Here is a 24,687-nt window from a genome sequence, read left to right as displayed (position 1 = left end):
AATGAGACAGAAACTATTAGCAACCGCCGTTGCCGCCGTCGTGGCATTCGGTGTTACCGGCGCGAAGGCTGAATCGGTCACGATCGCGTCCTGGGGCGGGTCCTATCAGGAAGCGCAGAGCAAGGCGCTGTTCCAGCCCGCCGCGGCGAAGACGGGGATCGAGGTGAAGGAAGAAACCTATGGCGGCATGTCCGATGTCCGCCTGCAGGTTCAGACCGGCGCCGTGACGTTGGATATCGTCGCCAGCGGGTCCGGCTCGGCCTCTCGCGCGGGTGCCGAAGGTCTGCTCGAGGAACTCGACTACAGCATCATCGACGTCTCCACCTTCTATCCGACGCTGAAGATGAAGTATTGCGTCGGCGGTGATGTCTTCTCGACCGTCTATGCCTGGAACACGGCGACCTATGGCGACAAGGGACCGCAGAGCTGGGCCGATTTCTGGGATGTCGAAAAGTTCCCGGGCAAGCGCGCCTATCGCGGCAAAGTCGCCGGCGCCTTGGAACCGGCCTTGATGGCCGATGGGGTTGCTCCGGAAGATGTTTACAAGGTCCTGGATTCGGAAGAAGGCATCGAACGCGCGATCAACAAGATCCGCGAACTCAAGCCGCATATCGATGTGTTCTGGAGCTCCGGCGCCCAGCACGCGCAGCTGATGAAGGACGGTGAAGTCGACATGACCACCGGCTGGAACGGCCGTTTTGACGTCGCCAAGAAGGATGGCGCGAAGGTTGCCTACAGCTTCAATCAGGCGCTGTTGGACTATGACTGCTTCGCCATTCCGAAAGGTGCGCCGAACAAGGATACGGCCATGAAGTTCCTGGCCGAGATTTCGAAGGCCGAGTATCAGGCGAACCTGCCGAAATACATCACCTATGGACCGACCAATAAGGCGGCCTACGACTATCCGACCATCGACAAGGAAGTTGCGAAGACGCTGCCGTCCCATCCGGACAATGCGAAGCTGCAGGTTCCGGTCAGTATCGAATGGTACGCGAAATGGGAAACCATCGCGGCTGAAATGTATCAGGAAATGCTGACCGAATAGGGTAGCATGCGTTTAGGGTGAAGGCGGACCGGTCTTGATTGGTTCGCCTTCATTCCTTGCACTTGATCAGAACGACGTTAGACCCAGCCGAGTATATTGTATGACGACTTCCTCCGACGCCCTGCCAATCACGATCCGGAATATCACCAAGACCTATGGCGATGTCTTCGCCTTGAACGATGTCAGCCTGGACGTTCGCAGCGGCGAGTTCCTGACGCTGTTGGGTCCATCGGGTTCCGGGAAGACGACATTGCTTATGGTGCTGGCCGGTTTCACGCGCCCGGACATGGGCAGCCTGAAATTCGGAGAGGATGAGGTCATCAGAAAGCCGCCGCATCTGCGCGATGTCGGCATGGTGTTTCAGAATTACGCGCTGTTCCCGCATATGACGGTCGCCGGCAATGTGGGTTATCCGCTGCGCCTGCGCCGCGTGCCAAAGGCCGAAGCGGCTGAACGGATCGAGCGCGCGCTGGAGACGGTCCAACTGGGAGGTTATGGCGCCCGACGGATCGATCAACTTTCGGGCGGTCAGAAGCAGCGCGTCGCGCTTGCACGCGCCATTGTGTTCGAACCGCGCATCCTGCTCATGGACGAACCGCTGTCGGCGTTGGACAAGAAATTGCGCGACCGGATGCAGATCGAACTGCGCCATCTGCACGATAAGATCGGCATGACGACGGTCTATGTGACCCACGACCAGCGCGAGGCGCTGACCATGTCGGACCGCATCGCCGTCATCAACCACGGCAGGGTCATGCAGTTGGACGATCCCGTCGGGATCTACGAAAAACCATCGAATCGTTTCGTCGCCGATTTCATCGGCGAGTCCACCTTTCTGCCCGTCACCCGGGAAGGCGGCACTCTTCACTATGCGGGCACACCGCTGAACGTGTCCGAGCCGGTGCCGGAGGCACCCTCCCTGTTCCTGCTTCTGCGGCCGGAACGTATCCGGATCGTGGATCAATCCTCTGCGGAAGGAATTAACACCTTCCAGGGCATTGTGCAGGACGTGGTCTATCAGGGCGACAGCTTCCTGCTCTATGCAAAGCTTCCCGATGGGATCGAAGTAAGCCTGCGCGGTGTGGTGCGCGGCAACACGGTCGCGCAATTGCCGGCTGCCGGTGATCCCGTGACGCTGGGCGTCGCCGCGGACGATACCGTCATCATTTCCGGCGAGGAGGGCTGAGATGGCGGCTCTCGATGCGACGGGTCTGAACGCGGAAGGGCTCCGAAAGGACGGCTTTCTCGAGCGTTTGCAACTGTTCGGCCTTTGCTCCCCGGCAATATTGCTGGTTCTGATCATCCTGGTGATCCCGGCGGGCTGGCTCGCCTACGTCTCTTTCATCGGTGCCGACGGACAGTTCTCCATGGAGAACTATTCCCGCATGATCAGCCGGAAATCCTACATGCGGATCTTCATCACGACCTTCGAAGTCAGCGTGCTGACGACGCTGGTCTGCGTGCTGATCGGTTATCCGCTCGCCTATTTTCTGTCGCAGCTGCCGGCGCGGATCGCGAATATCTGCATGATCACGGTCCTGTTGCCGTTCTGGACATCGCTGTTGGTGCGCACCTATGCGTGGCTGGTTCTGCTGCAGAAGAAGGGCCTGGTGAACACTTTCGCCATCGAGCTCGGTCTGTGGGATGAACCGATCAAGATCGTTCACAACATGACGGGCACCCTGATCGGCATGGTTCACATCATGCTGCCCTTCCTGGTGCTGCCGCTTTATGCCTCGATGAAGGCGGTCAATCGCGATTACATGAAAGCGGCTTCGAATCTCGGCGCCAATCCGGTCTCGGCGTTCTGGACCGTGTTCTTCCCGTTGTCGACACCGGGCCTGTTCGCTGGGATGTTGATCGTCTTCGTGCTCTGTCTCGGCTTCTATGTGACGCCGGCGGTTCTCGGCGGCGGCAAGGTCATCATGGTCTCCATGAAGATCGCATCGAATATCGAGCTTTTCGTCAATTGGGGCGCCGCCAGCGCCCTGGGTGTCGTTCTGCTGGTCCTGACCATCGGCGTCTTGTGGATCGCATCGCGCTTCGTGCGTTTGGAACAGATCGTGGGGGGCGGACACTGATGCGCAATTGGCTGCAGGAACCGGCGTCCGAAACGCAGATCACCCATGGCGGTCGGCTTTGGCTATATGCACTCGCCACGATCATCATGATCCTGCTGGTCGCGCCGACATTGATCGTCATCCCGATGTCCTTCTCGGATTCGCAGTATCTTGAGTTTCCGCCGGAGACATGGTCGACCCGTTGGTACGATCACTATTTCAGTTCGACGGAATGGATGGCCGCGACCGCGACATCCTTCAAGGCGGCTTTCCTGACCATGTTGCTGGCGACGCCGATCGGCATCCTGGCCGCTTATGGGCTGCATACGTCCAGCATGGCGTATATCCGACTGGTCTTCGTATTGCTGATCACGCCGATGATGGTGCCGCTGATCCTGGTCGCGGTCGGCGCCTTCTACGTCTTCGTGAAGGTGAAGATCGTCTACAGTCTGTTCGGCCTGGTCCTGGCACACAGTCTGCTGGCTCTACCCCTGGTGCTGATCGTCATAGGGTCGGCGTTGAAGAGCTATGACATGAATCAGGAAATGGCGGCGCGCAGCCTCGGGGCTCCTCGTTGGAAGGCCTTCCTGACCGTGACTCTGCCGCAGATCCGTTTCGCCGTGATCACCAGCGCCCTGCTTTCCTTCCTGACCTCTTTCGATGAGGTCGTGGTGGCGATGTTCATTTCCGGCGGAGACAATGCGACGCTGACACGGAACATGTTCAACTCGTTGCGGGATCAGATCGATCCGACGATCGCGTCGATTTCCACCATCATGGTTCTGGTGACATCCCTGCTGATGATCCTGTCGCAATTGTTCGGCAAGGCGAAGGGAACCTGAACTGTACTTTCCGTATTGCGAATGATTATCAATAGTAATATTGTCCTCCTGCCGGGCGCGTAAACCATTGGCCGGTCGAGTGAGGGCGCTGTATTGGGGAAAGATCTGAAAGGGCTGTTCCGGGATCATCGCCGGGAACTGCAGGCCTACTTGACCGAAACGGTTCGTGACCCGGAACTCGCCGCCGATTTAACCCAGGAAACCTTCCTCCGTTACGCCCGTCAGATCGAGGACGCCTCGGGCGCGGTTCAACATGTCAGGTCATATCTGTATCGGACCGCGCGGAATCTTGCCATCGACCATGTCCGGCAGCAGGCGCGTCAGCGCACGGATGCGGTGGAAAACGACATTCTTGACCGCTTGGCGGATGACACTCCTTCGGTGGAAGATGCCGCGATTTCCCGGCAGCGACTGGACGTCCTGCGCCAGGCGGTTGGAGATCTGCCCGACCGAACCCGGCGGATTTTCATCCTCTCCCGGTTGGAAGGTATGAAGCAGAAGGAGGTTGCCGAACTGCTCAAGATCTCCGAAAGCTCGGTCAGGAAGCATCTAGCGATGGCGCTCCAGCATGTCATGCAACGAGTGCAACGATGATTTACCAAGAAATATTCATCCGGAATTACCGGTTTCGTCACCGTCGGACGTCTTATTCCCGATCGCGAATTGCACGGTGTCGGGCATGACAACGCGGGACGCAACCAAGACGGAAGAACCGGGCGTGTCTAAGGAAGAGATCGACGCTATTGCGGCCGACTGGGTGATACGGCTCGAAGACGGTCCACTCACGTCTGCGGAGCGTGATTTACTGGATGCGTGGCTTGACGCCTCCGTAGAGCATCGGACCTCGTTTGAATTTGCTTCCGCCACTTGGCGTGATCTAGGCGCATTGCGAAACGATACGTCCCTCGCGGCTGATACTGCCAATAGAGCGGACGCCGGACCAGCCGGAGCGCGCATGGCTGGCGTGGATACGCAACCGCGTCGAGCTGTGCAGCGGCAAGTTCCCGCCCGTAAGCGTATGGCTGACCTTTCCGTGCTCCGTCGGGTGATGCGCGTAAGTTGCCTTGCTGTCGGATTTATTCTGGCGATCGGGTTAGCGGCAATCTGGGAAGGCGATCCGGGCACATTGCTGACGGCGGATTATCGCACGGCGCCGGATGAAACCCGATTGATCGACCTCGCGGATGGAAGCCAGGTCATGCTCGGGCCATCCAGTGCCCTCGCTCTGCGTTTTGACGGGCGGCGACGCGGATTCGACCTTTTGTCAGGCATTGCGTATGTCACAGCGTCGCAAACCGCAGCCGACCCGGCATTCAGACCGTTCCGGGTGAATGCGGGACGCGGGGCTGCCACCGCGCTCGGCACTCAATACATGGTTGAGGTGCTTGACGATACGGTTCGCGTCACCGTCGCGGAGCATGATGTCGAGGTGTCACTGCCGTTGGAAACAGGCGTGTCTGAAAAAGTTATCCTTCATCCGGGCGACTCGGTACGGTACAGCGCGCGGAGCGGGATACAATCGGTGGAGCGCGTCTCGCTGGCGCGCGCGACAGGTTGGCGAGATGGCCGTTTGGTCTTTGATCGGGTGCCGCTCGCGGAAGTCGTGGCGGTTCTGAACCGGTACCGGCGCGGCAAAATCGTCATTGCCAATCCCGATCTGGCGGTCCGAACCGTCAGCGGCAGTTTCAATACATCGGAACTGGATCACGCTCTTCACGCGATCGCGCGCGAATTGCGCGCAACAACGACGGCGCTTCCGCCGTTCGTCACCTTGTTGTTCTGACAGGTCAACCGATCGCGATTGAGTGCCGGAAAAATTTTTACCGGTTTCCCACCCACCGCCGTCTCATAGAATAGACAACGCAAATGCGTCGCATTCGCGTTACTAAGATAGCTGCTTGATTTGGGGGATGTTCTAATGGGAATGGGAACGAGAATGCAGCACGGCAATGCCGTGATGCGGGGTCGAGGCTTGTTGTTTGCGTCGGTCGGCTTGACCGCGTTGGTTGCAAGCGGGTTTGCGGGAATTTCGCCGGTATCGGCACAACAGCCGGCCAATACGGTTGCTCCGGTAGAAAACAAAAGCGTCCTGACCTTCGATATCCCGGCGCAGGACCTGAACGGAGCGCTGCTTTCCTTCGCCGAGACTTCGGGCGTCCAGGTGTTTTACGACATGGCGCGTGTGGAGACCCTGAAGGGCCACGCGGTCCAGGGCAGTATGGACTGGCGCCAGGGGTTGGAGGTGCTGCTTTCCGGCACGGGGCTTACCTACCGGGTGGAAAACGGCACGGTTGTGCTTGAGAGCATCCGGCAGGAAGGATCGGACGCGACGCAATTGCACCCTATCAACGTAGAGGCAGTTGCGGGCGCGGGCATATCGGAAATCGGCGCGGGATCGGAGCCATATGCCGGTGGGCAGGTCGCGCGTCGGGGAAAGCTGGGCTTGCTTGGAAACCGCGACTTCATGGATACGCCCTTCAACCAAACAAGTTACACAGCAAAGGCCATGGAAGACCGCCAGGCGCGGACGGTCGCCGATGTGATGAACAGCGATCCATCCGTGAGTGTCACGCATCCGGCGGGCGGTATTCTCGATTCCTTCTATATCCGGGGCTTTCCATTGAACGAAGGCAATTTCGGGGAAGTCGCGTTCAACGGCATGTATGGTATCGGCCCGACGTTCCGCCTATTCACCGATTACGCGGAACGGGTGGAAGTCATCAAGGGACCGACGGCGCTGTTGAACGGCGTCTCGCCCAATAGCGCCGTCGGCGGCACGATCAATGTGGTGCCCAAACGGGCCGGTGATGAGGACATCTTGAGGGTCACGCCGAAATATACATCTGTGGCCGAAGGCGGCGGCCACATCGACTTCAGCCGCCGGTTCGGAGATGACCGAGCCTTTGGAATGCGGGCGAATATCAGCTACTCCAATGGCGAAACGGCCATCGACAACCAGAGGCGCGAGGCCCCTGTTGGTGCGCTCGCGCTGGACTATGCGGGCGATACAGTTCGTGCAACGCTGGACGTGATCGGTCAGCGCGAGGATTTTGAGGCGCCTTTGAGGCCGATTTTCCCGGTGGCGGGCATAGCCATTCCAAAAGCGCCAGATAATGCGTCGAACCTTCAGCAGTCGTTCGAGAATTCCCGCATTGAAGATGTTTCCACAGCGGCGCGTGTCGAAGTGGATCTGTCGGACAATGTGATGATCTTCGCAGGCGGCGGCGCCGGGTCGACGGTCGTACGCCGGATTTTCGGAACGCCAGTGCTCAATAACTCCTTGGGTGACGTGACAATCACTCCGCAGAACTTCCTTTTCGAGGTGAACCGCGAGACGGCCGATCTCGGCATTCGCGGCGCATTCGAAACAGGCATGATCGCCCACGAGCTAACGCTGCAGGGCAGCTATTTCCACGAGACACTGGACCGCGGAAACAGGAATGGGACGGCGCAGACGTCGAACATCTTCAATCCGGTTACACGCTTGGCGCAGGACATTCCTGATCCCGAAAGTGCACCACGCGTGTCGGAGAACGAGTTCTCCGGATTTACCCTGGCCGATACTCTCTCCGCCTATGAAGATCGGGTGCAGGTGACCTTGGGAATTCGCCGCCAGCAGGTGGAAACAACAAACTTCAGCGCGACCACTGGCCTCGTCACGTCTTCGTCGAACGAGGCCGTCTTCTCTCCGCTTGCCGGCATCGTTGTGAAACCCTGGCAGGGCGTGTCGGTCTATGCCAATTATATTGAGGGGCTCAGTGTCGGCGACACAGCGCCGGGCACTGCGGTCAATGCTGGCGAAACCCTGGATCCGGCGCAGACGCGCCAGTTCGAAATCGGCACGAAATTCGATTTCGGCCGGTTCGCGACGACGGTCAGCCTGTTCCAGATCGAAAAGCCTTCCGGCCAGTTGGAATCGGTCAATGGACAACTGGTCTTCTCGGAGACCGGCGAACAGAGAAACCGCGGGCTGGAGATATCCACCTTCGGCGAAATCACCCCGCAGGTTCGTGTCATCGGCGGCGTGACCCTGATTGATGGAGAACTGACGGACACCGCCAGCGCGGCGACAGAAGGCAAGACGCCGGTAGGCATCCCATGGGGCCAGATCAATCTGGGTGCCGAATGGGATACTCCGTTCCTCAGCGGGTTCACGATGACCGGAAATCTGGTCGCGGTCAGCGACCAGTTTGTGAACAACCAAAATACCCAGGATATCCCTGCCTTTGCGCGGTTCGACCTCGGTGCGCGGTATCAAACCGAATTGGCCGGGAAGCCGGCGTTGATCCGAGCTTCCGTGCAGAACCTGCTCGATACGGATTACTGGGCCGGCGTGGCAAGTTTCAGCACCCTGGCACAGGGTACGCCACGCACGTTTCTACTTTCCGTAACGACGGATTTCTAGGGAACCGGCAACAGTATTAACGGCGATTGAATGGCAAAAATGGACAGCGGTGAAACCTTCGCCGCTGTCCAATCGGCATGAAAGGGTGGGGGTAAGATGCTTATATTACCCAATATGCGTAAGGTATTGGTCGGCCTTCTGCTTGTTGTCGGATCGGTTGCCCTGACAGTGCCGCAACCGGCCTGGGCACAGGTGCAGGCCATCGTGGATATTGAAGGCCGGCGCGTGGATATCAATTTGCCTGTCCGTCGCGTGCTGCTGGGCGAGGGACGGCTTCTACACCTTGTCGCGGCGGTCGTCGGGGAAAATCCCCTCGACCATGTGGCGGCCTGGCGGGACGACCTGATAGAAGCCGATCCTGCGAGTTATCGCCAGTATCTAGAAGTCTTTCCAGACCTGGAGAATTTGCCACGATTTTCGGGGCAAGAGGACAGCCTGCTCGATCCTGAATCGGCCATCGCACTCGATGCGGATGCCGTTTTGTTGAACGTTGATGCCCGGCCTGCGATGGAAGATGCCGGTCTGGAGGAAAAACTGGCGGCCGTCGGAATTCCCCTGCTCTATATCGATTTCCGGCATGATCCCGCGCGCAATACGGAGCCTACGATCCGGCTGCTGGGTCGGCTGTTCGATCAGGAAAAAAGGGCGGCGGAAATCGTGGCCTTCAGAAAGCGCGAAATTGACCGGGTGACGAAGACGGTCGACGCGCATGATCCGGAGCGTCCGCGAGTCTTCATCGAACGAGTGGGGGGCTATACCGACGATTGCTGTCTGTCTTTCGGCGATGGAAATTTCGGAAAGTTTGTCGAGCTGGCGGGCGGGGAGAATATCGCTAAATCCGCTATCCCATCGACGTTCGGGCAGGTGAACCCGGAACTCGTGATCGCCGCGGATCCGGCACATGTCGTGGTGACCAGCGCGGAATGGGAAGCCTATGTCCCTGGCGGCAGATGGATCCCCTTGGGGCCGGACGCAGATATCAACAAGGCCCGGAATAAGCTTGAATGGTATTTGACCCGTCCGGCTTATACGGGAACGCGGGCAGGGCGAGAACGAAAATTTCATGGAATTTGGCATCAGTTCTACAACAGCCCTTTCGACTTCATAGCAATCCAGCGACTTGCGAAGTGGTTCCATCCCACGCTGTTTACCGACCTTGATCCTGATGAAACCTTTCGCAACTTCCATGACCGCTTTCTGCCAGTGTCGTACCGGAGCGGTTATTGGGTATCTCTGGTGGACGAATAGGAATGCCGTCGTCCATTGTGACCCAGGTAGTTTCGCCGCGGCAGGACTATGCCACCCTGGTCCGCCGCCGTCTGCTGCTGTTGTTCGGCATGGCGGTTCTGCTATTGATCAGTCTGCTGGTGGATCTGTCCACTGGGCCGGCGCGCTATGGCTTGTGGGATGTTGCGGGCGCTGTATTCGGGGCCGGACCCGAGGATCCGAAGTTGAGCGCGATCGTCTGGTCTATCCGTTTGCCCGCCGCGCTGATGGCGCTGGCCGTCGGTGCGTCGCTTGCGGTCGCGGGTGCGCAGATGCAGACCATCCTGAACAATCCGTTGGCCAGCCCCTATACGCTTGGCCTGTCCGCCGGCGCCAGCTTTGGGGCTGCAATTACGCTTGCCTTCGGCGTCGTTCTGGTGCCGGCTGCGCTGGACTACATGGTACCGATCAATGCCTTCATCGTTGCCATGGCGACGGCCTTTATAATTTACGGGCTCAGTCTCAGACGCGGGGCGGGTGTACAAACCATCGTGTTGCTGGGTATCGCCTTGGTATTCACCTTCAACGCGCTCCTTTCCATGGTCCAGTTTCTGGCGACGGACCAGGCATTCGCGGCGGTCGTCTTCTGGACCATGGGCAGTCTGACCAAGGCAACCTGGCCGAAGCTTGCCGTGACGTGTGCCGTCATAGCGGCAACCGTGCCGGTATTCGCGGCCCGGCGCTGGCAGCTCACCGCGCTGCGTCTTGGTGACGCGAAAGCCGCCAGCATGGGGGTGCCGGTCCGGCGCCTGCGGCTGGAAACTCTTATCCTGGTTGCGATGCTGGCGTCCGTCCCGGTCGCCTTTGTCGGCACGGTCGGGTTCGTTGGACTGGTGGGACCTCATATCGCCCGCATGCTGATTGGCGAGGACCAGCGTTTTCTGCTGCCGGCCACGGCTTTGTGTGGAGCACTGATCATGTCCGCCAGCTCGATTGTCGCGAAGACGGTCCTACCGGGAGCGACAATTCCAATCGGGATTGTGACCGCTCTGGTCGGGATTCCCTTTTTCATCGTGTTGATTCTGCGGAACGGAAAGTCCTCATGGTAAATCTGCGCCTGGAAAGCCTCGGCGCATCCTATGGCGCGATACGGGTTCTGGACGGGATAACGACGCCCGAATTTGTTTCCGGCGAAGTGGTGGCCGTCCTCGGCCCTAACGCTGCCGGGAAGTCCACCCTATTGCGGCGCATGGCGGGTATGATGCGCGGCGATGGTAGGGTCGTCATTGACGGGGCCGAGGCTTGCGATAACGCATTTTCCTACTTGCCGCAGGACACCGGTATGGGCGGGATGATCACCGTTTTCGAATCCGTGCTGCTGGCCTGCAAACAAAGCGGTAGTTGGCGTCTCGGCGCGGCAGATCTGGATCGTGTTGAAAAAACACTCGACGACCTCGATCTTTTGTCATTCGCGTCTCGTTATCTGGGAGATTTGAGCGGCGGCCAGAGGCAGCTTGCCGGCATCGCCCAATGCCTTGTCCGAGAGCCAAAGATTCTTCTTATGGATGAGCCGACCAGCGCGCTGGATCTGTATCATCAAATCGATGTGTTGACCTTGGTGCGCAAACTAGCGCTTGAGCGTGGAATGATTGTGATCGCCGCGCTTCATGACCTGAATCTGACGTTGCGTCATACGGATCAGGTTTTGGTGATTCTGAACGGCCGCTTCTATGCCTGCGGCCCAAGCATAGAGGTCGTGCGGCCGGAAATGCTTCGAGACGTCTACAAGGTCTCGGCGCGTGTGGAACCCTGTACCGGAGGGTTCCGCCATGTCATTGTTGACGCCGTGTTGCGGGATGATGCGCTTGTCGAGCGCGAGGGCTAGGGCCGGCATCCGCCCAGGAACGTGTCGATCGCGATCTGCAGCCGGTCTTTTGCCTGCTCGACGCTTTGCGGTTTCCGGTCGCTGTCGATCAGGCGGTCCAGCGGATTCTCGAAAACCATGTCGCACAGCATGGCCGCGCTCAGGCCCGGGTCCCGCAAGGTGATTTCCCCGGCTTCCTGGGCGCGGATCAATTCGTCGCGCACGATGGCGCGGGAGAAGGACGGCCCTTCACGCAGAAAAATCTGACCCAGATCCGGATGATTGCGTGCTTCGACGATGATCGTTCGAAGAATGCCGAGAGCGACCGTCATATCCGCGGTTCGCGCTTCCGGATCGAACAATGCCAGTAGACGCTCGCGCAACGGGCGGTCCCGATCCTTCCCGTCCAGGGGTCTGACGAAGGACAGGCGAATCCGCCGGATACAGGCCTCGAACAGCGCCGCGCGGCAGGGGAACACTTCGTAAAGGGTCCGTTTCGACATGCCGGCCGCCTTGGCGATGGCGGCCATGCTGGCGCCTTTGAGCCCCGATCCCGCCAGCAGAACCTCCGCTGCATCCAGGATCGCGGTCTCCCGCTCCTCGGTGCTCAACTCCTTCGGCCGGCCGCGCTTTTTTGCTGAACATCGTCCAAGGGTGTTGCCAATCAAACATTCTCTCCCATCTTTTTGCGGGTGCGAAGACGAAATCTCTTGCGCCGCGCAGGCGCAGCCATTAACAAAACCGGCCGGTTTTGTAAAATGCGATAAGGGCCACGCGCCCAATATGGATTCGAAAAATGAGAACTTCCTTCAGATCTCTCGTCGCCATTGCCGCGGTCGCGGGCGGGGCATTGCTTGCGGGTAACGCGATCGCCCAGGGCCAGCAGGGCGGGGAACGGCCGCCTCAGCCCGTTACCGTCGTTACCTTGAATGCCCAGGACGTGACCCTGACCAGCCAGCTCCCCGGGCGCGTCGTTGCCTCAGGGGTCGCGGAAGTGCGCCCGCAGGTGAACGGGATCATTGTCGAGCGTTTGTTCGAGGAAGGCAGCAAGGTCAAATCCGGCGACCCGCTTTACCTGATCGATCCGGCCAGTTACGAAGCGCAGGTCGCGGCGGCGAAGGCCCAGGTGGCGGAAGCGAACGCCCGGTTGAAGGCGTCGGACAAGGATGCGAAGCGGGCCCAGGAATTGATCGGCCGCGGGACGGTCAGCGAACAGCGCCTGGAAGAAGCGGTCGCCCAGCGTGACGCGGATGCGGCGGCCCTTCAGGTTGCGCGGGCGGAATTGCAGGCGCGGGAAATCGATCTTGACCGGACGACGATCCGGGCACGGCTGTCGGGCACGATCGGCCGGTCTTTCGCCTCTCGCGGCGCGCTCGTTACCGCCGCTCAGGAAAGCCCGCTGGCGGTGATCCGTACCCTTGACCCGGTTTATGTCGACGTTACCCAATCCGCGGCCGAGATCCTGGCCTGGCGGCGGGGAACGATGCAGGGCCGTTTCGCCGGTCTCGATACCTCCGTCTCGCTGATCCTTGCCGATGGCGGGGTTTTCGAACACAAGGGCGAAGTCACGGCGGCCGAGCCCTATGTCAACGAAACCACGGGTGTGGTGACGCTGCGGCTGACCTTCTCCAACCCGGACGACCTGCTGCTGCCCGGCATGTATGTCCAGGTGGAAATGCCGCAAGGCATCATCCGGAACGCGGTCCTGGCTCCGCAACAGGGGGTTCAGCGCAACCGTCGTGGAGAGCCCTTCGCCTATGTCGTTGGGGAAGGCGATGTGGTCGAACAACGGGAGCTTTCAATCGTCCAGGCTCAGGGATCGTCCTGGGTTGTCAGTGCCGGTCTGCAGGAAGGCGACCGCCTGATCGTTGAAGGTCTCCAGAAAATCGCTCCCGGGGCAAAAGTCGCTCCGGAAGAGGCGCCCGCGGAAATCGCCGCGCGCCCTGCCGCGGAATAAGTTTTTACACATCTAATTTTCAGGACGCCGGCTCATGGCTCGTTACTTTATTGACCGCCCGGTTTTCGCCTGGGTGCTCTCAATCCTGATCATGGGGGTTGGGGTTCTGGCCATTTTGGTCTTGCCGGTGGCGCAGTATCCCCAGATCGCGCCGCCGACCGTGCAGGTAGTCGCGACCTATCCCGGCGCCTCCGCCGAGACCGTTGCGAATACGGTCACTCAGGTGATCGAGCAGCAGCTGACCGGCCTGGACGGCATGCGGTACATCACGTCGAATTCGACATCCGCCGGCCGTTCCGAAACGACCATCACCTTCGAAACCGGAACCGATCCGGATATCGCCCAGGTGCAGGTTCAGAACAAACTGTCCCAGGCACAGCCGCTGCTGCCGGAACCGGTGCAGCGCCAGGGCGTGACCGTGCGTAAGACCTCGGCCGGGTTCCTGATGGTCGTCGCATTGATTTCCAAGGATGGCACTTACAACCAGGTCGACCTTTCCGACTATCTGGCATCCAACATGGTCGATGATTTCAGCCGGATCAAAGGTGTGGGCGAAGTCCGCGTCTTCGGGTCCAAATACTCGATGCGGATCTGGTTGGACCCGTCGAAACTTGCTTCCTTTGACCTGGACCCCAGTGATGTGGTGAACGCGGTCTCCGCGGAAAACGCGCAGATTTCGGCCGGTTCCTTCGGTGATCTGCCGGCTGTGGAGAACCAGCAGCTGAACGCGACGATCACGGCGCAGTCGCTTCTTCAGACGCCGACGGATTTCGAGCAGATCGTCTTGCGGGCGGAGACGGATGGCGGGTTGGTGCTCCTGAAAGACGTCGCGCGGGTCGAGATCGGCGCGGAATCCTATCAGACCATCGCGCGTTACAACCGTCAGCCGGCGGCCGGTATGGCGATCAGCCTCGCCTCCGGCGCGAACGCGTTGGAAACGGCGGATGCGGTGCGGGCGCGGACGGAGGAATTCGCGAAATTCTTCCCGCCCGGCATCGAATACGTGATTCCCTACGACACATCGCCTTTCGTCCGCATTTCCATTGAGGAAGTGGTGCAGACCCTGATTGAGGCGATCGTGCTCGTCTTCGCGGTCATGTTCCTGTTCCTGCAGAATTTCCGTGCGACCCTGATTCCGACCCTGGCGGTTCCGATCGTTCTGCTGGGCACCTTCGGCGTGCTCGCGGCCGCCGGCTTTTCGATCAACACCCTCACCATGCTGGCCATGGTACTGGCGATCGGCCTGCTGGTCGACGACGCCATTGTCGTGGTCGAGAATGTCGAGCGCATCATGGAGGAGGAGGGCCTCTCCCCCAGGGAGGCGACCCGGAAGTCCATGGGCCAGATCACCGGCGCGCTGGTCGGGATCGCGCTGGTCCTGTCCGCTGTTTTCGTACCGATGGCCTTCTTCGGCGGGTCGACAGGGGTCATCTACCGGCAGTTCGCGATCACAATTGTATCGGCGATGGCTTTGTCCGTGCTGGTCGCGCTGACTTTGACGCCCGCGCTCTGCGCGACGATGTTGAAACAGAAGGACTCTCACGGCGCGAAGCGCGGTCCGTTGGGTTGGTTCAATTTCGGCTTCGGTGCGGCACAGAACGGCTATGCCAGGGCGGTCGGTGGAATCGTGAAACGTCCCTTGCGAATCGGCATGATCTATCTGTTGCTGACCGGCGGCGTGGCTTGGCTGTTCATGAATACGCCGACGGGATTCCTGCCGGAAGAAGATCAAGGCATCATGTTCTGCCTTGCCGAGGCGCCGACGGGGGCGACGGCCGGTCGGACGCTGGAATCCATGAAGCAGGTCGAAGACCATTTTCTACAGAATGAGACCAGGACGGTGGCGTCCATGTTCTCCGTGGTAGGATTCAGCTTCACCGGATCGGGACAGAACAAGGGGCTGTGCTTCGTTCGCTTGAAGGATTGGTCCGAACGCGAGGCGCCCGGAGAGGATGTGAAGTCCATCGCCGGTCGCGCCTTCGGGGCCTTCCAGCAAATTCGCGATGCCTTGGTCTTCCCGGTCGTGCCGCCTTCGGTTCGCGAACTCGGCAACGTCGCGGGCTTCGACATGTTCCTTCAGGCCCGCGCCGGGCAGACGCATGAACAGCTTCTCCAGGCCCGCAATCAATTGATGGGAATGGCGCAGCAGAGCCCGCTAATTGGCTCGATCCGGCCGAGCGGCCTGCAGGACGCTGCGCAGTTCCGTATGGATGTCGATTGGCGCGCCGCGGGGGCGATGGGCATCAACGCCGACGACGTTCGCGACGTATTGTCGATCGCCTGGGCCGGTTCCTATGTGAACGATTTCATCGATCGCGGCCGGATCAAGCGTGTCTACATTCAAGGCGAGCCCTCGGCCCGCGCGACGCCGGAGGATATCGAACGCTGGCGCGTGAAGAACGCGAATGGCGATCTTGTCCCGTTCTCGAATTTCGCCAAGGGTGAGTGGCGCTACGGTCCGCAGGGCTTGGCGCGGTTCAACGGTGTGCCGGCAATGCAGTTGCAGGGGACGCCGGCCGCCGGAGTCTCGTCCGGTGAAGCATTGGCTGAAATGGAACGGCTGGTTGCGCAACTGCCGCCGGGATATGGATTGTCCTGGACCGGACTGTCCTATGAGGAACGGGAATCCGGCGATCAGGCGCCCTTGCTCTATGCCCTGTCGCTGGCGGCGATCTTCCTCTGCCTTGCCGCCCTCTATGAAAGCTGGGCAATCCCGTTTGCCGTAATGTTGGCCATGCCCATCGGTGCGCTTGGTGCCCTGCTGGGCGCGCAACTCGGCGGGTTCGAAAACGGCGTCTTCTTCCAGGTCGGGCTGCTGACCGTGATCGGGCTGACGGGTAAGAACGCCATTCTTATCGTCGAGTTCGCGCGCGACCGGCAGGAAAAGTCGGGCGAGCCTCTGTTGACCGCCGTGGTGGAGGCATCGCGACAGCGGTTCCGTCCGATCATCATGACGTCGGTCGCGTTTTCGCTGGGTGTTCTGCCGCTCGTTCTCAGCAGCGGGGCTGGATCCGGCGGCCGTAATGCCATCGGTTCCGGCGTTCTCGGCGGAACGATTTCGGCAACCGTGCTGGGCGTTCTTTTCGTGCCCCTGTTCTTTGTCGTCGTTCGACGCTTGATCCCCAGCCGCAAGCGGGCGGCGGAGCCGGTTCCGGCCGAGTGATCCTTCCGGGGGAGGGAGGTCCAGGCCTCCTTCCCGACCGGATTCTTGCCAGGTTGACCGGCGTCAATGCCGGGGCGGGTCGCCCCGTGGCATTAAGAGCGTCACGACGCAGCAACGTCCATTTGCTATTGGTGTCTATCGTTCAGGCATCTTGCTGGTATTCAACGCGGCAGACAGGTTCTTCATGGCTAGAAGCACGGCCCACGGCGGGAAAATTCATCCCATAGACCGGTTCCTCCATGCGGCGGAGGCGCGCGCGACGGCGGGACTCTCGCCGGCATCGATAATGGCGGCCTATCTCGACTGGGTCGTGCATTTGGCGAACTCCCCGGGGAAACAGGCGGAGCTTGTCGAAAAAGCCGTGCGGAAGAACCTTCGCTTTGCGGCCTTTGCGCAACAGGCCTTGCTGGGCCGAAAGGTGGAGCCCTGTATAGAACCCCTGCCGCAGGACCGGCGCTTTCAATCGCCGGACTGGCAGACCATCCCCTTTTCCTGCTGGTATCAGGCTTTCCTGCTGACGCAGCAGTGGTGGTACAACGCAACCGTCGGCATCGGCGGCGTGACCCCGCATCATGAAGATGTCGTTTCCTTCTTGGCGCGCCAGATCCTGGACATGTTCTCGCCGTCCAACTTTCCGCTGACCAATCCGACCGTGCTGCGCCGGACACTGGATGAAAGGGGTATGAACCTCGTCCGGGGGGCGCAGAATTTTTTGGAGGATTGGGAGCGATCGGTCCTGCAACGGCCGCCCGTCGGAACGGAAGCCTTCCGGGTCGGCGGCAATGTCGCGGTGACAAAGGGCAAGGTCGTCTATCGGAACCGGTTGATCGAACTCATTCAGTACGAGCCGACCACTAAGAAGGTCGGGACCGAACCCGTGCTGATCGTCCCCGCCTGGATCATGAAGTACTACATTCTGGACCTTTCACCCGCCAACTCGATGGTGAAATACCTCGTCGATCAGGGCCATACGGTCTTCATGATTTCCTGGAAGAACCCGACCGAGGATGACAGTGACCTGGGATTTCGCGATTACCTGGACTTGGGTGTGACCGAGGCCCTGCAGGCCGTTCGCGGCATCGTCGGCGAGATTCCTGTGCATACGGTGGGCTATTGCATCGGCGGCACATTGCTCTCGATTGCGACCGCGGCGATCTGCCGGGACCGGAAGGACTGGATCAAATCGATGACGCTCTTCGCGGCGCAGACCGATTTCACCGAAGCCGGGGAGTTGATGCTGTTCATCGACGACAGCCAGATCGCCTATCTGGAAGACTTGATGTGGGATCGCGGTTATCTCGACACCAAGGAAATGGCCGGCGCGTTCCAATTGCTCAGATCGAATGATCTTATCTGGTCCAAGTTGATTAAGGACTATCTGATGGGCGAACGCAGCCAGATGTCGGATTTGATGGCCTGGAACGCGGACGCGACCCGGATGCCCTATCGCATGCATTCCGAATATCTGCGCTCTCTATTCCTCAACAACGATTTCGCGGAAGGGCGCTATACCGTCGACGATAAACCTGTTGCCCTGACCGATATTCACGTTCCGGTCTTCGTCGTTGGTGCCGAACGGGACCATGTTGCGCCGTGGAAGTCGGTCTTCAAGATCAATCTGTTATCCGACACGGATATAACGTTTCTGCTGACAAGCGGCGGCCACAATGCCGGCATCATCAGCGAACCCGGCCATCCGCATCGTCATTACCGCATGGTGGAAAAGAAGGAGCGCGACCTCTACGTCGCGCCGGATCATTGGTACGAGCAGGCACCCGTGTCGGAAGGGTCATGGTGGCCGGCATGGCAGGCTTGGTTGACGCGTTGGACCAGCGGTTCGGTCGAGGCGCGGGTGACCGGCAATGCCGAGGCAGGCTACCCGGCGCTCTGCGATGCGCCGGGCAGCTACGTTCTCGGAGAGTGAGCGACCAACGCCCTCTCAATTGGCCACGGTAAACCGTGCTTGCCGATGATGCGGGTTTTCCGCTTCGTCGAGCAACGCGACCGAAAAGTCTTCCATCGATATTTGCGACTGTCCCTTGCCGTCGACCAGCAGGGTGTCGCCTCCAACGCGGTATTGGCCCGTCCGTTCCCCGGGGACCAGCATGGCGGGGGGGCTGACATAGGTCCAATCGGCCTGCACTTCCGCCATGGCCGTCTCATATTGTGCGAAGCTGGCTCGGGCGATGGGGACGACCGGCTCGGGTAGGAAATTGGGAGCGGTCAGAACAGTGTGGATCGGCGCATCCGGCAGGCGCAGGCTGGCCGCCCCGCCGACGATCAGGATACGGGTCCCGGTCCGTGCGGCGGCCGACAATATGGAAGCGGTCAACGGAACCAGGTCGCTTTCTTTGCCATCGGGTGGGCGGACCGCGCTGATCGCGAGATCGTATTCCTTGATCAGATCGGCAACAGCAGCTGTATCGGATGCATCCGCAACGACGGTCTCCACCCCTGCGAGGGCTGCCGTCGATTGCGCCGATGACCGTACCGCCGCGGTTACCTGATGCCCGCGGCGAAGGGCTTCGACGACGATCCTGCTGCCGACATCGCCGCGCGCGCCGAAAACGATGATCTTCATTGGAATTTCCTTTCTGTATCGATGTGTTTTGGAATGTGTTCAGGATGCTGCCGCAGCGAGCTGTGCGCGGCTGCCGGGATTCTGCCCAAGCCAGACGCTGCCGAGCACGACGAGGATTCCCAACCCCTGCAGAGGCGAGACGTGCTGCTCGAGCAGCGCCCATCCCAGCACGAGTGCCGTTGCGGGGCTCAGGAATCCGAGCGTGGAGGCCGCGGAGGGCTCCATCCGCCCGACGCCGCGAAGCCAGAGGACATAGGTGAAGGCCGCACCGATCAGGCAAAGATAGGAAAGCGCCATTATATTCGTGCCGCTGAGGGGGGGCAGGGGCGGTTCCATCCAGAGCGCGAGCGGCACCAGCAATACACCGCCGGCGGTCAACTGCCATGCCGTGAATGCCAGGGGAGAGACATCGGGTTTCCATTTCCGGCTGAGTACCGTTCCGCCTGCCATGGAAAGGGCGCCGGCCAGGCCGGCGGCGATACCGATCGGGTCAAGGGCGGCTTCCGGCGTCAGGACCAACAGCGCGACACCGGCAATTCCCCCAGCGGCGGCGATGACGGAAAGGGTCCTGATCTTGGTGCAGATGGCGAGATAGGCGATCAGGATGACGAACAAGGGCTGAACCGCGCCGACCGTTGCGGCAACGCCGCCGGGGAGTCGATAGGCGGCCGCGAACAGCATGCTCTGGAAAATCGTGAAATTCAGAACGCCCAACAGCGAGACCTTCCCGATAAAGGAAAGCGGCGGCAGTCGACGCACCAGCAGCAACAGGAACAGGCCGGCCGGCAAGGTGCGCAACATGGAAACCGTCACCGGGTATCCGTCCGGCAGAAACTCCGTCGTTACATAATAGGTGCTACCCCAGATCGCCGGGGCCATAGCGGTTAAAAGAATGTCCGTGGCGCGGTTCATGGCGTCCTCCTGATAAATATCTTGACGTCAAGATATATTCAATTGTCTTGACGTCAAGATAAAAATGTCTGAGTCTCCCGCCATGGATCGCGTCGACAAAATTCTTGCCCAATGGAACCGGGAACGCCCGGAACTGAATGTGGCGCCCATGGGGTTGATTGGGCGGATATCGCGCCTGTCCCTGATTCTCCGGTCGGAAATGGAGAAAACCTGGGCGACTTTCGGGCTAAACCCGGCCAGTTTCGACGTCCTGGCGACCCTTCGCCGGTCTGGCCCGCCCTACCGCTTGTCGCCCGGCGATTTGATCGCCTCGACCATGGTCACGTCCGGCACCATGACCAATCGGATCGACAAATTGGTCGCGGCTGGATTGGTCGAACGCACGCCGAATCCCGAAGATGGTCGGGGCTTCCTGATCGGATTGAGCGAAAAGGGGTTCACGCTTATCGACGAAGCCGTCGCGGCGCATGTCGAGACGCAACAAAAGCTTCTCGCCGATCTCTCCGATGCCGAACGCGAACAGCTGGACAATGCGCTGCGGGGATTCCTCGAGAAAATCGATGTAGACGATTTTCCGGCGTGACCGGACTGACCACCATCGCAGTCTGAAAAGCCCGCTTCGCATGGCGACAGGCCCGGTCGATTTGCCTCGGCCTATGGTCGGATTCCGGTGCTGGCGGATTCTGAAACAGCCGGTTATGGTTTCCTTTGAAGGCATACGGGAAGGGCCGCCGCGTACCGGAAGACGATCCGGGAGCCGGGTCCGAAAACATCCAAACCATGGTGCGGCATTTATGAGATACGAAGTACCGGAAACGGTGGACAGCGCCGTCGAAATGCTGTCGGGAGAGCCTGGGTCCGCAAAGGTCCTGGCGGGGGGCACCGATCTGTTGGTGCAGATGAAATCCGGTGTACAGGAACCCGACCTGATCGTGGACATCAAGCGTATCGACGGCATGAAATCGATCACGCAGGAACATGGCGGCTGGCGCATCGGGGCCGCGGTCTCCGGCGCTGAAATGGGGGAGCATGGCGGTCTGTGCGCCGCCTGGCCCGGCGTCGTCGAGGCGATGGAACTCGTGGGGTCGACCCAGGTTCAGGGGCGGGCCACTTTGGCCGGAAATCTCTGCAATGCTTCGCCTGCCGCCGACAGTGTGCCGGCCATGATCGCCGCGGGTGCCATAGTGCAAGTCGCCGGACCGAACGGGACACGCGACGTTCCGGTCGAGGAGATTCCCGTTTCCCCGGGCAAGACATCCCTTGCCAAGGGTGAGTTCGTTACTTCGGTTTTCCTGCCGGCGCGGGACGCGAAGTCGGGGGATGCTTATCTGCGCTTCATTCCGCGCACGGAAATGGATATCGCCGTTGTCGGTTGCGCGGTCTCGCTGACCCTGGATGATGACGGCACCTGCACGGCGGCCCGTGTCGGGCTGGGCGCCGTGGCCGCGACGGTATTGCTGGTGGAAGATGCCGCCGCTGCCCTGATCGGGACCAAGGTGGATGATGCCGCGTTGGAAAAACTGGCCTCCGCGGCCTCCGCGGCCTGCAAGCCGATCGACGATAAACGCGGAACCGTGGCGTTCCGAACCCATGTTGCGGGCGTGTTGGCCAAGCGCGCCGCGAAAATCGCCCTCGCGCGGGCCCAAGGCTGAGTGGGGGATTTGTCATGAGCCAGATACACGTTACGACCAAAATCAACGGGGATACCACGGAGTATCTCTGCGATCCGGAAGAGACGCTGCTGGACGTTCTGCGCGATCGTCTGGGGCTGACCGGGGCGAAGGAAGGCTGCGGGACGGGCGATTGCGGCGCCTGTTCGGTCACGGTCGATGGCCGGCTGGTCTGTTCCTGCCTGATGCTGGGCGCGGAAGCGCAAGGGAGCGAGATCGATACGATCGAAGGTATGGCCGATGGCGAAACCTTGCATCCGTTGCAGCAGAAGTTCCTGGAACACGCGGCCCTGCAATGCGGCATCTGTACGCCGGGAATCCTGGTCGCCGCCAAGGCCTTGCTGGCAAAGAATCCGTCGCCGACGGAGGAAGAGGCGCGCTATTGGCTGGCCGGAAACCTGTGCCGCTGTACCGGATATGACAAGATCGTCCGCGCCGTGATGGACGCGGCCGAAGAGATGAGGAGGGCTTCCTGATGCCGCTCGACGATCAAAGCACCGGGGAGGCCCGGCAGTTCAAAGTTGTTGGCAGCCGGCCGATCCGTCCGGACGGGATAGACAAGGTGACGGGGCGTGCGCGGTTCGGTGCGGACATGAATGCGCCGGGCATGCTGATCGGCCGCATTCTGCGCAGTCCCCATGCCCACGCCAAAATCCGGGGAATAGACACAAGCAAGGCGGAAGCCCTTCCGGGCGTAAAGGCCATCGTGACGCGCGCCGATTTCGGGGCGCCGGATGAAGGCGTCGCCGATATCCTCGACAACTGCATGGCCGGTGAGAAGGCGCTGTATGACGGCCACGCGGTCGCGGCCGTCGCCGCCACCAGCGCGGCGGTTGCCCGCAAGGCCCTGAAACTGATCGAGGTGGATTACGAGATCCTGCCTCATGTCACCGATGTGGACGAGGCGATGAAGCCGGACGCGCCGGTGCTGCATGAAGGGCTGAGCGACGAGACCGTGCCGGAAGGCGTCTCCCAGAACGTCGTGCATCGCGTGCAGTTCGGCCATGGTGATGTTGAGGCGGGCTTTGCCGAAGCCGATACGGTCCTGGAGCGCAGTTTCAAGACCGCGGCGACGCATCAGGGCTATATCGAACCGCATGCCTGTCTCGCCACGATGGGCGCCGACGGTATCGCCGATCTCTGGGTCTGCACCCAGGGGCATTACATGGTCCGCAATACCTGCGCCGCGATCCTGGGGATCGACCAGGGCAAGCTTCGTGTGACCGCGTCGGAAATCGGCGGCGGCTTCGGCGGCAAGACGACCGTCTTCCTGGAACCGGTGGCCCTGGCCCTGTCCAAGAAGGCGAACCGCCCCGTCAAGATGACGATGACGCGGGAAGAGGTTCTGCGCGCCACGGGCCCGACAGCGTCGACCTCGATCGACGTAAAGATCGGCATGAAGAAGGACGGCAAGATCACCGCTGCCTCGGCGGAACTTCGCTATCAGGGCGGTGCCTATCCGGGCTCGCCGGTGGATATGGGGGCGATGACCGCCTTCGCGCCGTATGATCTGGAAAACGTGAAAACGGTCGGCTGGGACGTGGTGACGAACCGGCCGAAACAGGCGGCCTATCGTGCGCCGGGCGCGCCGATGGCGGCTTTCGCGGTCGAAAGCGTGGTCGATGAACTGGCCAAGGGTTTCGGCCTCGATCCGTTGGACGTCCGGTTGAAGAATGCCGCGCGGGAGGGAACCAAATCCTCCTACGGACCGACCTTCCCGGCGATCGGATTGGAAGCCACCTTGAAGGCGGCCAAGGACCATCCGCATTGGACGGCGCCGTTGGGGCCGAATCAGGGGCGCGGCGTCGCCTGTGGTTTCTGGTTCAACTTCGGCGGCGATACCTGCGTCTCGCTGAACATCACGCCGGATGGCACCGTGACCCTGACGGAGGGCAATCCGGATATTGGCGGGTCGCGCGCGTCCATGTCGATGATGGCCGCCGAGGAACTGGGCATTCCCTATGATCAGGTCCGCACCGTCATCGCCGATACGGGGGCGCTCGGCCAGAACGAGGTCACCGACGGCAGTCGGGTGACCTTCGCGGTCGGTCTGGCGACCATCAAGGCTGCCCGCAATGCCAAGAAGGTGCTGTGCGAGCGGGCCGCGATGGTCTGGGGCATTGATGCCGACGCGGTCGTCTGGGAAGACGGCTGTGCCCGTCCGGCCGGCGACAACGCGGGCAAGTTCCCGCCGATGAGCCTGAAGGAGATTGCGGCGATTGCATCGAATACCGGCGGACCGGTCGCCGGACATTTCGAGGTGAACGCGGAAGGCGCCGGCGTCAGCTTCGCCACCCATATGGTGGATACCGAGGTCGACCCGGAAACGGGATCGGTGAAGGTGGTTCGCTATACGGTTTTCCAGGATGCGGGGAAAGCCGTCCATCCCGCCTATGTCGAAGGGCAGTTCCAGGGCGGCGCCGCGCAGGGTATCGGCTGGGCGCTGAACGAGGAATATATCTACGGCGCGGATGGGCGTTTGCAGAATCCGGGCTTCCTGGATTACCGGATTCCGGTCGCCTCCGACCTGCCGATGATCGATACGGTGATCCTGGAAATTCCCAATCCGGGCCATCCCTATGGGGTGCGCGGGGTCGGGGAAACCTCGATCGTGCCGCCGCTCGCCGCCATCGCGAACAGTGTTTCCGAGGCGGCCGGCGTGCGGATGACCGACCTGCCGATGTCCCCGCCCAAGGTTCTGGCGGCGATGCAGAAAGGCTAGGCGCCAATCATGGTCATGGTGAAGATCTGGGGGTCGCTGACATCGGCTACCGATGGCAAGGCGGAAGTCGAGATCGAGGCCAGGACTTTGAAGGAATTGCTGGACGGATTGTCGGAGAAATATCCGGCGATCCGTCCGCAACTGGACCGCGGGGTCTCGGTCTCGATAGACGGTCGGATATACAACGACAGTTGGTTCCAGCCGATCGAACCGGATAGCGAGGTGGTCCTGCTGCGCCGGATTGTCGGCGGTTGACGTCT

At 60.7% G+C, this 24,687-nt stretch carries 21 protein-coding genes and 1 pseudogene; 19 read left to right on the top strand and 3 right to left on the bottom strand.

Features of this window, described 5'->3' with window-relative positions; translation table 11 throughout:
- The first annotated feature begins 1 nt into the window (after position 1).
- From ACQK2G_RS19335 to ACQK2G_RS19285, 11 genes and pseudogenes are all read left to right on the top strand, one after another.
- Complete coding sequence (locus ACQK2G_RS19335) at positions 2-1,045, top strand: ABC transporter substrate-binding protein (protein ID WP_425406675.1); 1,044 nt, start codon at positions 2-4, stop codon at positions 1,043-1,045.
- Positions 1,046-1,145: 100 nt separating this feature from the next.
- Positions 1,146-2,231 carry an ABC transporter ATP-binding protein gene (locus tag ACQK2G_RS19330; protein WP_425406674.1) on the top strand — a complete coding sequence of 362 codons (1,086 nt, stop codon included), beginning with the start codon at positions 1,146-1,148 and terminating at the stop codon, positions 2,229-2,231.
- A gap of 1 nt (position 2,232) precedes the next feature.
- Positions 2,233-3,126, top strand: a complete 894-nt coding sequence (locus ACQK2G_RS19325) for an ABC transporter permease (protein WP_425406673.1) — start codon at positions 2,233-2,235, stop codon at positions 3,124-3,126.
- A complete protein-coding gene (locus tag ACQK2G_RS19320) occupies positions 3,126-3,947 on the top strand; it encodes an ABC transporter permease (RefSeq protein ID WP_425406672.1) in 822 nt (273 codons plus the stop codon). Before ACQK2G_RS19325 ends, ACQK2G_RS19320 begins: the two co-directional genes overlap by 1 nt.
- A gap of 93 nt (positions 3,948-4,040) precedes the next feature.
- Positions 4,041-4,541: an RNA polymerase sigma factor gene (locus ACQK2G_RS19315; RefSeq protein WP_425406671.1), complete on the top strand. Its 501-nt coding sequence runs from the start codon at positions 4,041-4,043 to the stop codon at positions 4,539-4,541.
- A pseudogene (locus ACQK2G_RS19310) lies at positions 4,516-4,794 on the top strand (FecR/PupR family sigma factor regulator); the annotation flags it as partial. The gene ACQK2G_RS19315 and the pseudogene ACQK2G_RS19310, both read left to right, overlap by 26 nt.
- 171 nt (positions 4,795-4,965) lie before the next feature.
- The gene (locus tag ACQK2G_RS19305; protein ID WP_425407671.1) at positions 4,966-5,730 is read left to right on the top strand and encodes a FecR family protein; all 765 of its coding nucleotides are present in this window, start codon (positions 4,966-4,968) and stop codon (positions 5,728-5,730) included.
- Between the two features lie 141 nt (positions 5,731-5,871).
- A complete protein-coding gene (locus tag ACQK2G_RS19300; protein ID WP_425406670.1) occupies positions 5,872-8,352 on the top strand; it encodes a TonB-dependent siderophore receptor in 2,481 nt (826 codons plus the stop codon).
- A gap of 96 nt (positions 8,353-8,448) precedes the next feature.
- The gene (locus ACQK2G_RS19295; RefSeq protein WP_425406669.1) at positions 8,449-9,600 is read left to right on the top strand and encodes an ABC transporter substrate-binding protein; all 1,152 of its coding nucleotides are present in this window, start codon (positions 8,449-8,451) and stop codon (positions 9,598-9,600) included.
- Between the two features lie 2 nt (positions 9,601-9,602).
- Complete coding sequence (locus tag ACQK2G_RS19290) at positions 9,603-10,667, top strand: FecCD family ABC transporter permease (RefSeq protein WP_425406668.1); 1,065 nt, start codon at positions 9,603-9,605, stop codon at positions 10,665-10,667.
- Positions 10,661-11,443, top strand: coding sequence for an ABC transporter ATP-binding protein (locus ACQK2G_RS19285; protein WP_425406667.1), 783 nt, complete (start codon positions 10,661-10,663; stop codon positions 11,441-11,443). Before ACQK2G_RS19290 ends, ACQK2G_RS19285 begins: the two co-directional genes overlap by 7 nt.
- Here the strand turns inward: ACQK2G_RS19285 and ACQK2G_RS19280 are convergent.
- Complete coding sequence (locus ACQK2G_RS19280) at positions 11,440-12,033, bottom strand: TetR/AcrR family transcriptional regulator (protein ID WP_425406666.1); 594 nt, start codon at positions 12,031-12,033, stop codon at positions 11,440-11,442. The two genes, ACQK2G_RS19285 and ACQK2G_RS19280, sit on opposite strands and share 4 nt — an antisense overlap.
- Before the next feature lie 185 nt (positions 12,034-12,218).
- Between ACQK2G_RS19280 and ACQK2G_RS19275 the strand changes: the two genes are divergently transcribed.
- The 3 genes from ACQK2G_RS19275 (at position 12,219) to ACQK2G_RS19265 (ending at position 18,466) form a co-directional block, all read left to right on the top strand.
- Entirely contained in the window at positions 12,219-13,379 is a 1,161-nt protein-coding gene (locus tag ACQK2G_RS19275; protein WP_425406665.1) for an efflux RND transporter periplasmic adaptor subunit, read from the top strand.
- A 34-nt stretch (positions 13,380-13,413) separates the two neighbouring features.
- A complete protein-coding gene (locus ACQK2G_RS19270; protein ID WP_425406664.1) occupies positions 13,414-16,542 on the top strand; it encodes an efflux RND transporter permease subunit in 3,129 nt (1,042 codons plus the stop codon).
- A gap of 184 nt (positions 16,543-16,726) precedes the next feature.
- On the top strand, positions 16,727-18,466 hold the full coding sequence (locus ACQK2G_RS19265) for a PHA/PHB synthase family protein (protein ID WP_425406663.1): 1,740 nt from the start codon (positions 16,727-16,729) through the stop codon (positions 18,464-18,466).
- A gap of 15 nt (positions 18,467-18,481) precedes the next feature.
- Here ACQK2G_RS19265 and ACQK2G_RS19260 read toward each other — a convergent pair whose 3' ends face one another.
- Entirely contained in the window at positions 18,482-19,123 is a 642-nt protein-coding gene (locus tag ACQK2G_RS19260) for an NAD(P)-dependent oxidoreductase (RefSeq protein WP_425406662.1), read from the bottom strand.
- A 39-nt stretch (positions 19,124-19,162) separates the two neighbouring features.
- The gene (locus ACQK2G_RS19255) at positions 19,163-20,035 is read right to left on the bottom strand and encodes an EamA family transporter (protein WP_425406661.1); all 873 of its coding nucleotides are present in this window, start codon (positions 20,033-20,035) and stop codon (positions 19,163-19,165) included.
- A 64-nt stretch (positions 20,036-20,099) separates the two neighbouring features.
- On the opposite strand from ACQK2G_RS19255, the gene ACQK2G_RS19250 reads away from it, so the two are divergent.
- From ACQK2G_RS19250 to ACQK2G_RS19230, 5 genes are all read left to right on the top strand, one after another.
- The gene (locus tag ACQK2G_RS19250) at positions 20,100-20,618 is read left to right on the top strand and encodes a MarR family winged helix-turn-helix transcriptional regulator (protein ID WP_425406660.1); all 519 of its coding nucleotides are present in this window, start codon (positions 20,100-20,102) and stop codon (positions 20,616-20,618) included.
- A 211-nt stretch (positions 20,619-20,829) separates the two neighbouring features.
- Positions 20,830-21,687 (top strand): FAD binding domain-containing protein, encoded by an 858-nt coding sequence (locus tag ACQK2G_RS19245; protein ID WP_425406659.1) that lies wholly within the window; start codon positions 20,830-20,832, stop codon positions 21,685-21,687.
- A 14-nt stretch (positions 21,688-21,701) separates the two neighbouring features.
- Entirely contained in the window at positions 21,702-22,181 is a 480-nt protein-coding gene (locus ACQK2G_RS19240; protein WP_425406658.1) for a (2Fe-2S)-binding protein, read from the top strand.
- Entirely contained in the window at positions 22,181-24,427 is a 2,247-nt protein-coding gene (locus tag ACQK2G_RS19235; RefSeq protein ID WP_425406657.1) for a xanthine dehydrogenase family protein molybdopterin-binding subunit, read from the top strand. The genes ACQK2G_RS19240 and ACQK2G_RS19235 overlap by 1 nt, the downstream gene beginning before the upstream one ends.
- A gap of 9 nt (positions 24,428-24,436) precedes the next feature.
- The gene (locus ACQK2G_RS19230) at positions 24,437-24,682 is read left to right on the top strand and encodes a MoaD/ThiS family protein (RefSeq protein WP_425406656.1); all 246 of its coding nucleotides are present in this window, start codon (positions 24,437-24,439) and stop codon (positions 24,680-24,682) included.
- Positions 24,683-24,687: the final 5 nt, after the last annotated feature.

It is taken from the genome of Hwanghaeella sp. (genome assembly GCF_965227365.1).
Classification (GTDB): Bacteria; Pseudomonadota; Alphaproteobacteria; order UBA8366; family Aestuariispiraceae; genus Hwanghaeella.
The sequence above is the reverse complement of the archived record's forward strand: the minus strand, read 5'-3'. Positions and strand labels throughout refer to the sequence as shown.

Excerpts from the sequence above, each read along its gene's own strand:
- ACQK2G_RS19325 (WP_425406673.1), top strand. The coding sequence starts at position 2,233 with ATGGCGGCTCTCGATGCGACGGGTCTGAACGCGGAAGGGCTCCGAAAG.
- ACQK2G_RS19320 (WP_425406672.1), top strand. The coding sequence starts at position 3,126 with ATGCGCAATTGGCTGCAGGAACCGGCGTCCGAAACGCAGATCACCCAT.
- ACQK2G_RS19240 (WP_425406658.1), top strand. The coding sequence starts at position 21,702 with ATGAGCCAGATACACGTTACGACCAAAATCAACGGGGATACCACGGAG.
- ACQK2G_RS19275 (WP_425406665.1), top strand. The coding sequence starts at position 12,219 with ATGAGAACTTCCTTCAGATCTCTCGTCGCCATTGCCGCGGTCGCGGGC.
- ACQK2G_RS19265 (WP_425406663.1), top strand. The coding sequence starts at position 16,727 with ATGGCTAGAAGCACGGCCCACGGCGGGAAAATTCATCCCATAGACCGG.
- ACQK2G_RS19270 (WP_425406664.1), top strand. The coding sequence starts at position 13,414 with ATGGCTCGTTACTTTATTGACCGCCCGGTTTTCGCCTGGGTGCTCTCA.
- ACQK2G_RS19245 (WP_425406659.1), top strand. The coding sequence starts at position 20,830 with ATGAGATACGAAGTACCGGAAACGGTGGACAGCGCCGTCGAAATGCTG.
- ACQK2G_RS19260 (WP_425406662.1), bottom strand. The coding sequence starts at position 19,123 with ATGAAGATCATCGTTTTCGGCGCGCGCGGCGATGTCGGCAGCAGGATC.
- ACQK2G_RS19255 (WP_425406661.1), bottom strand. The coding sequence starts at position 20,035 with ATGAACCGCGCCACGGACATTCTTTTAACCGCTATGGCCCCGGCGATC.
- ACQK2G_RS19335 (WP_425406675.1), top strand. The coding sequence starts at position 2 with ATGAGACAGAAACTATTAGCAACCGCCGTTGCCGCCGTCGTGGCATTC.
- ACQK2G_RS19230 (WP_425406656.1), top strand. The coding sequence starts at position 24,437 with ATGGTCATGGTGAAGATCTGGGGGTCGCTGACATCGGCTACCGATGGC.
- ACQK2G_RS19290 (WP_425406668.1), top strand. The coding sequence starts at position 9,603 with ATGCCGTCGTCCATTGTGACCCAGGTAGTTTCGCCGCGGCAGGACTAT.
- ACQK2G_RS19305 (WP_425407671.1), top strand. The coding sequence starts at position 4,966 with ATGGCTGACCTTTCCGTGCTCCGTCGGGTGATGCGCGTAAGTTGCCTT.
- ACQK2G_RS19250 (WP_425406660.1), top strand. The coding sequence starts at position 20,100 with ATGTCTGAGTCTCCCGCCATGGATCGCGTCGACAAAATTCTTGCCCAA.
- ACQK2G_RS19295 (WP_425406669.1), top strand. The coding sequence starts at position 8,449 with ATGCTTATATTACCCAATATGCGTAAGGTATTGGTCGGCCTTCTGCTT.
- ACQK2G_RS19285 (WP_425406667.1), top strand. The coding sequence starts at position 10,661 with ATGGTAAATCTGCGCCTGGAAAGCCTCGGCGCATCCTATGGCGCGATA.
- ACQK2G_RS19330 (WP_425406674.1), top strand. The coding sequence starts at position 1,146 with ATGACGACTTCCTCCGACGCCCTGCCAATCACGATCCGGAATATCACC.
- ACQK2G_RS19300 (WP_425406670.1), top strand. The coding sequence starts at position 5,872 with ATGGGAACGAGAATGCAGCACGGCAATGCCGTGATGCGGGGTCGAGGC.
- ACQK2G_RS19235 (WP_425406657.1), top strand. The coding sequence starts at position 22,181 with ATGCCGCTCGACGATCAAAGCACCGGGGAGGCCCGGCAGTTCAAAGTT.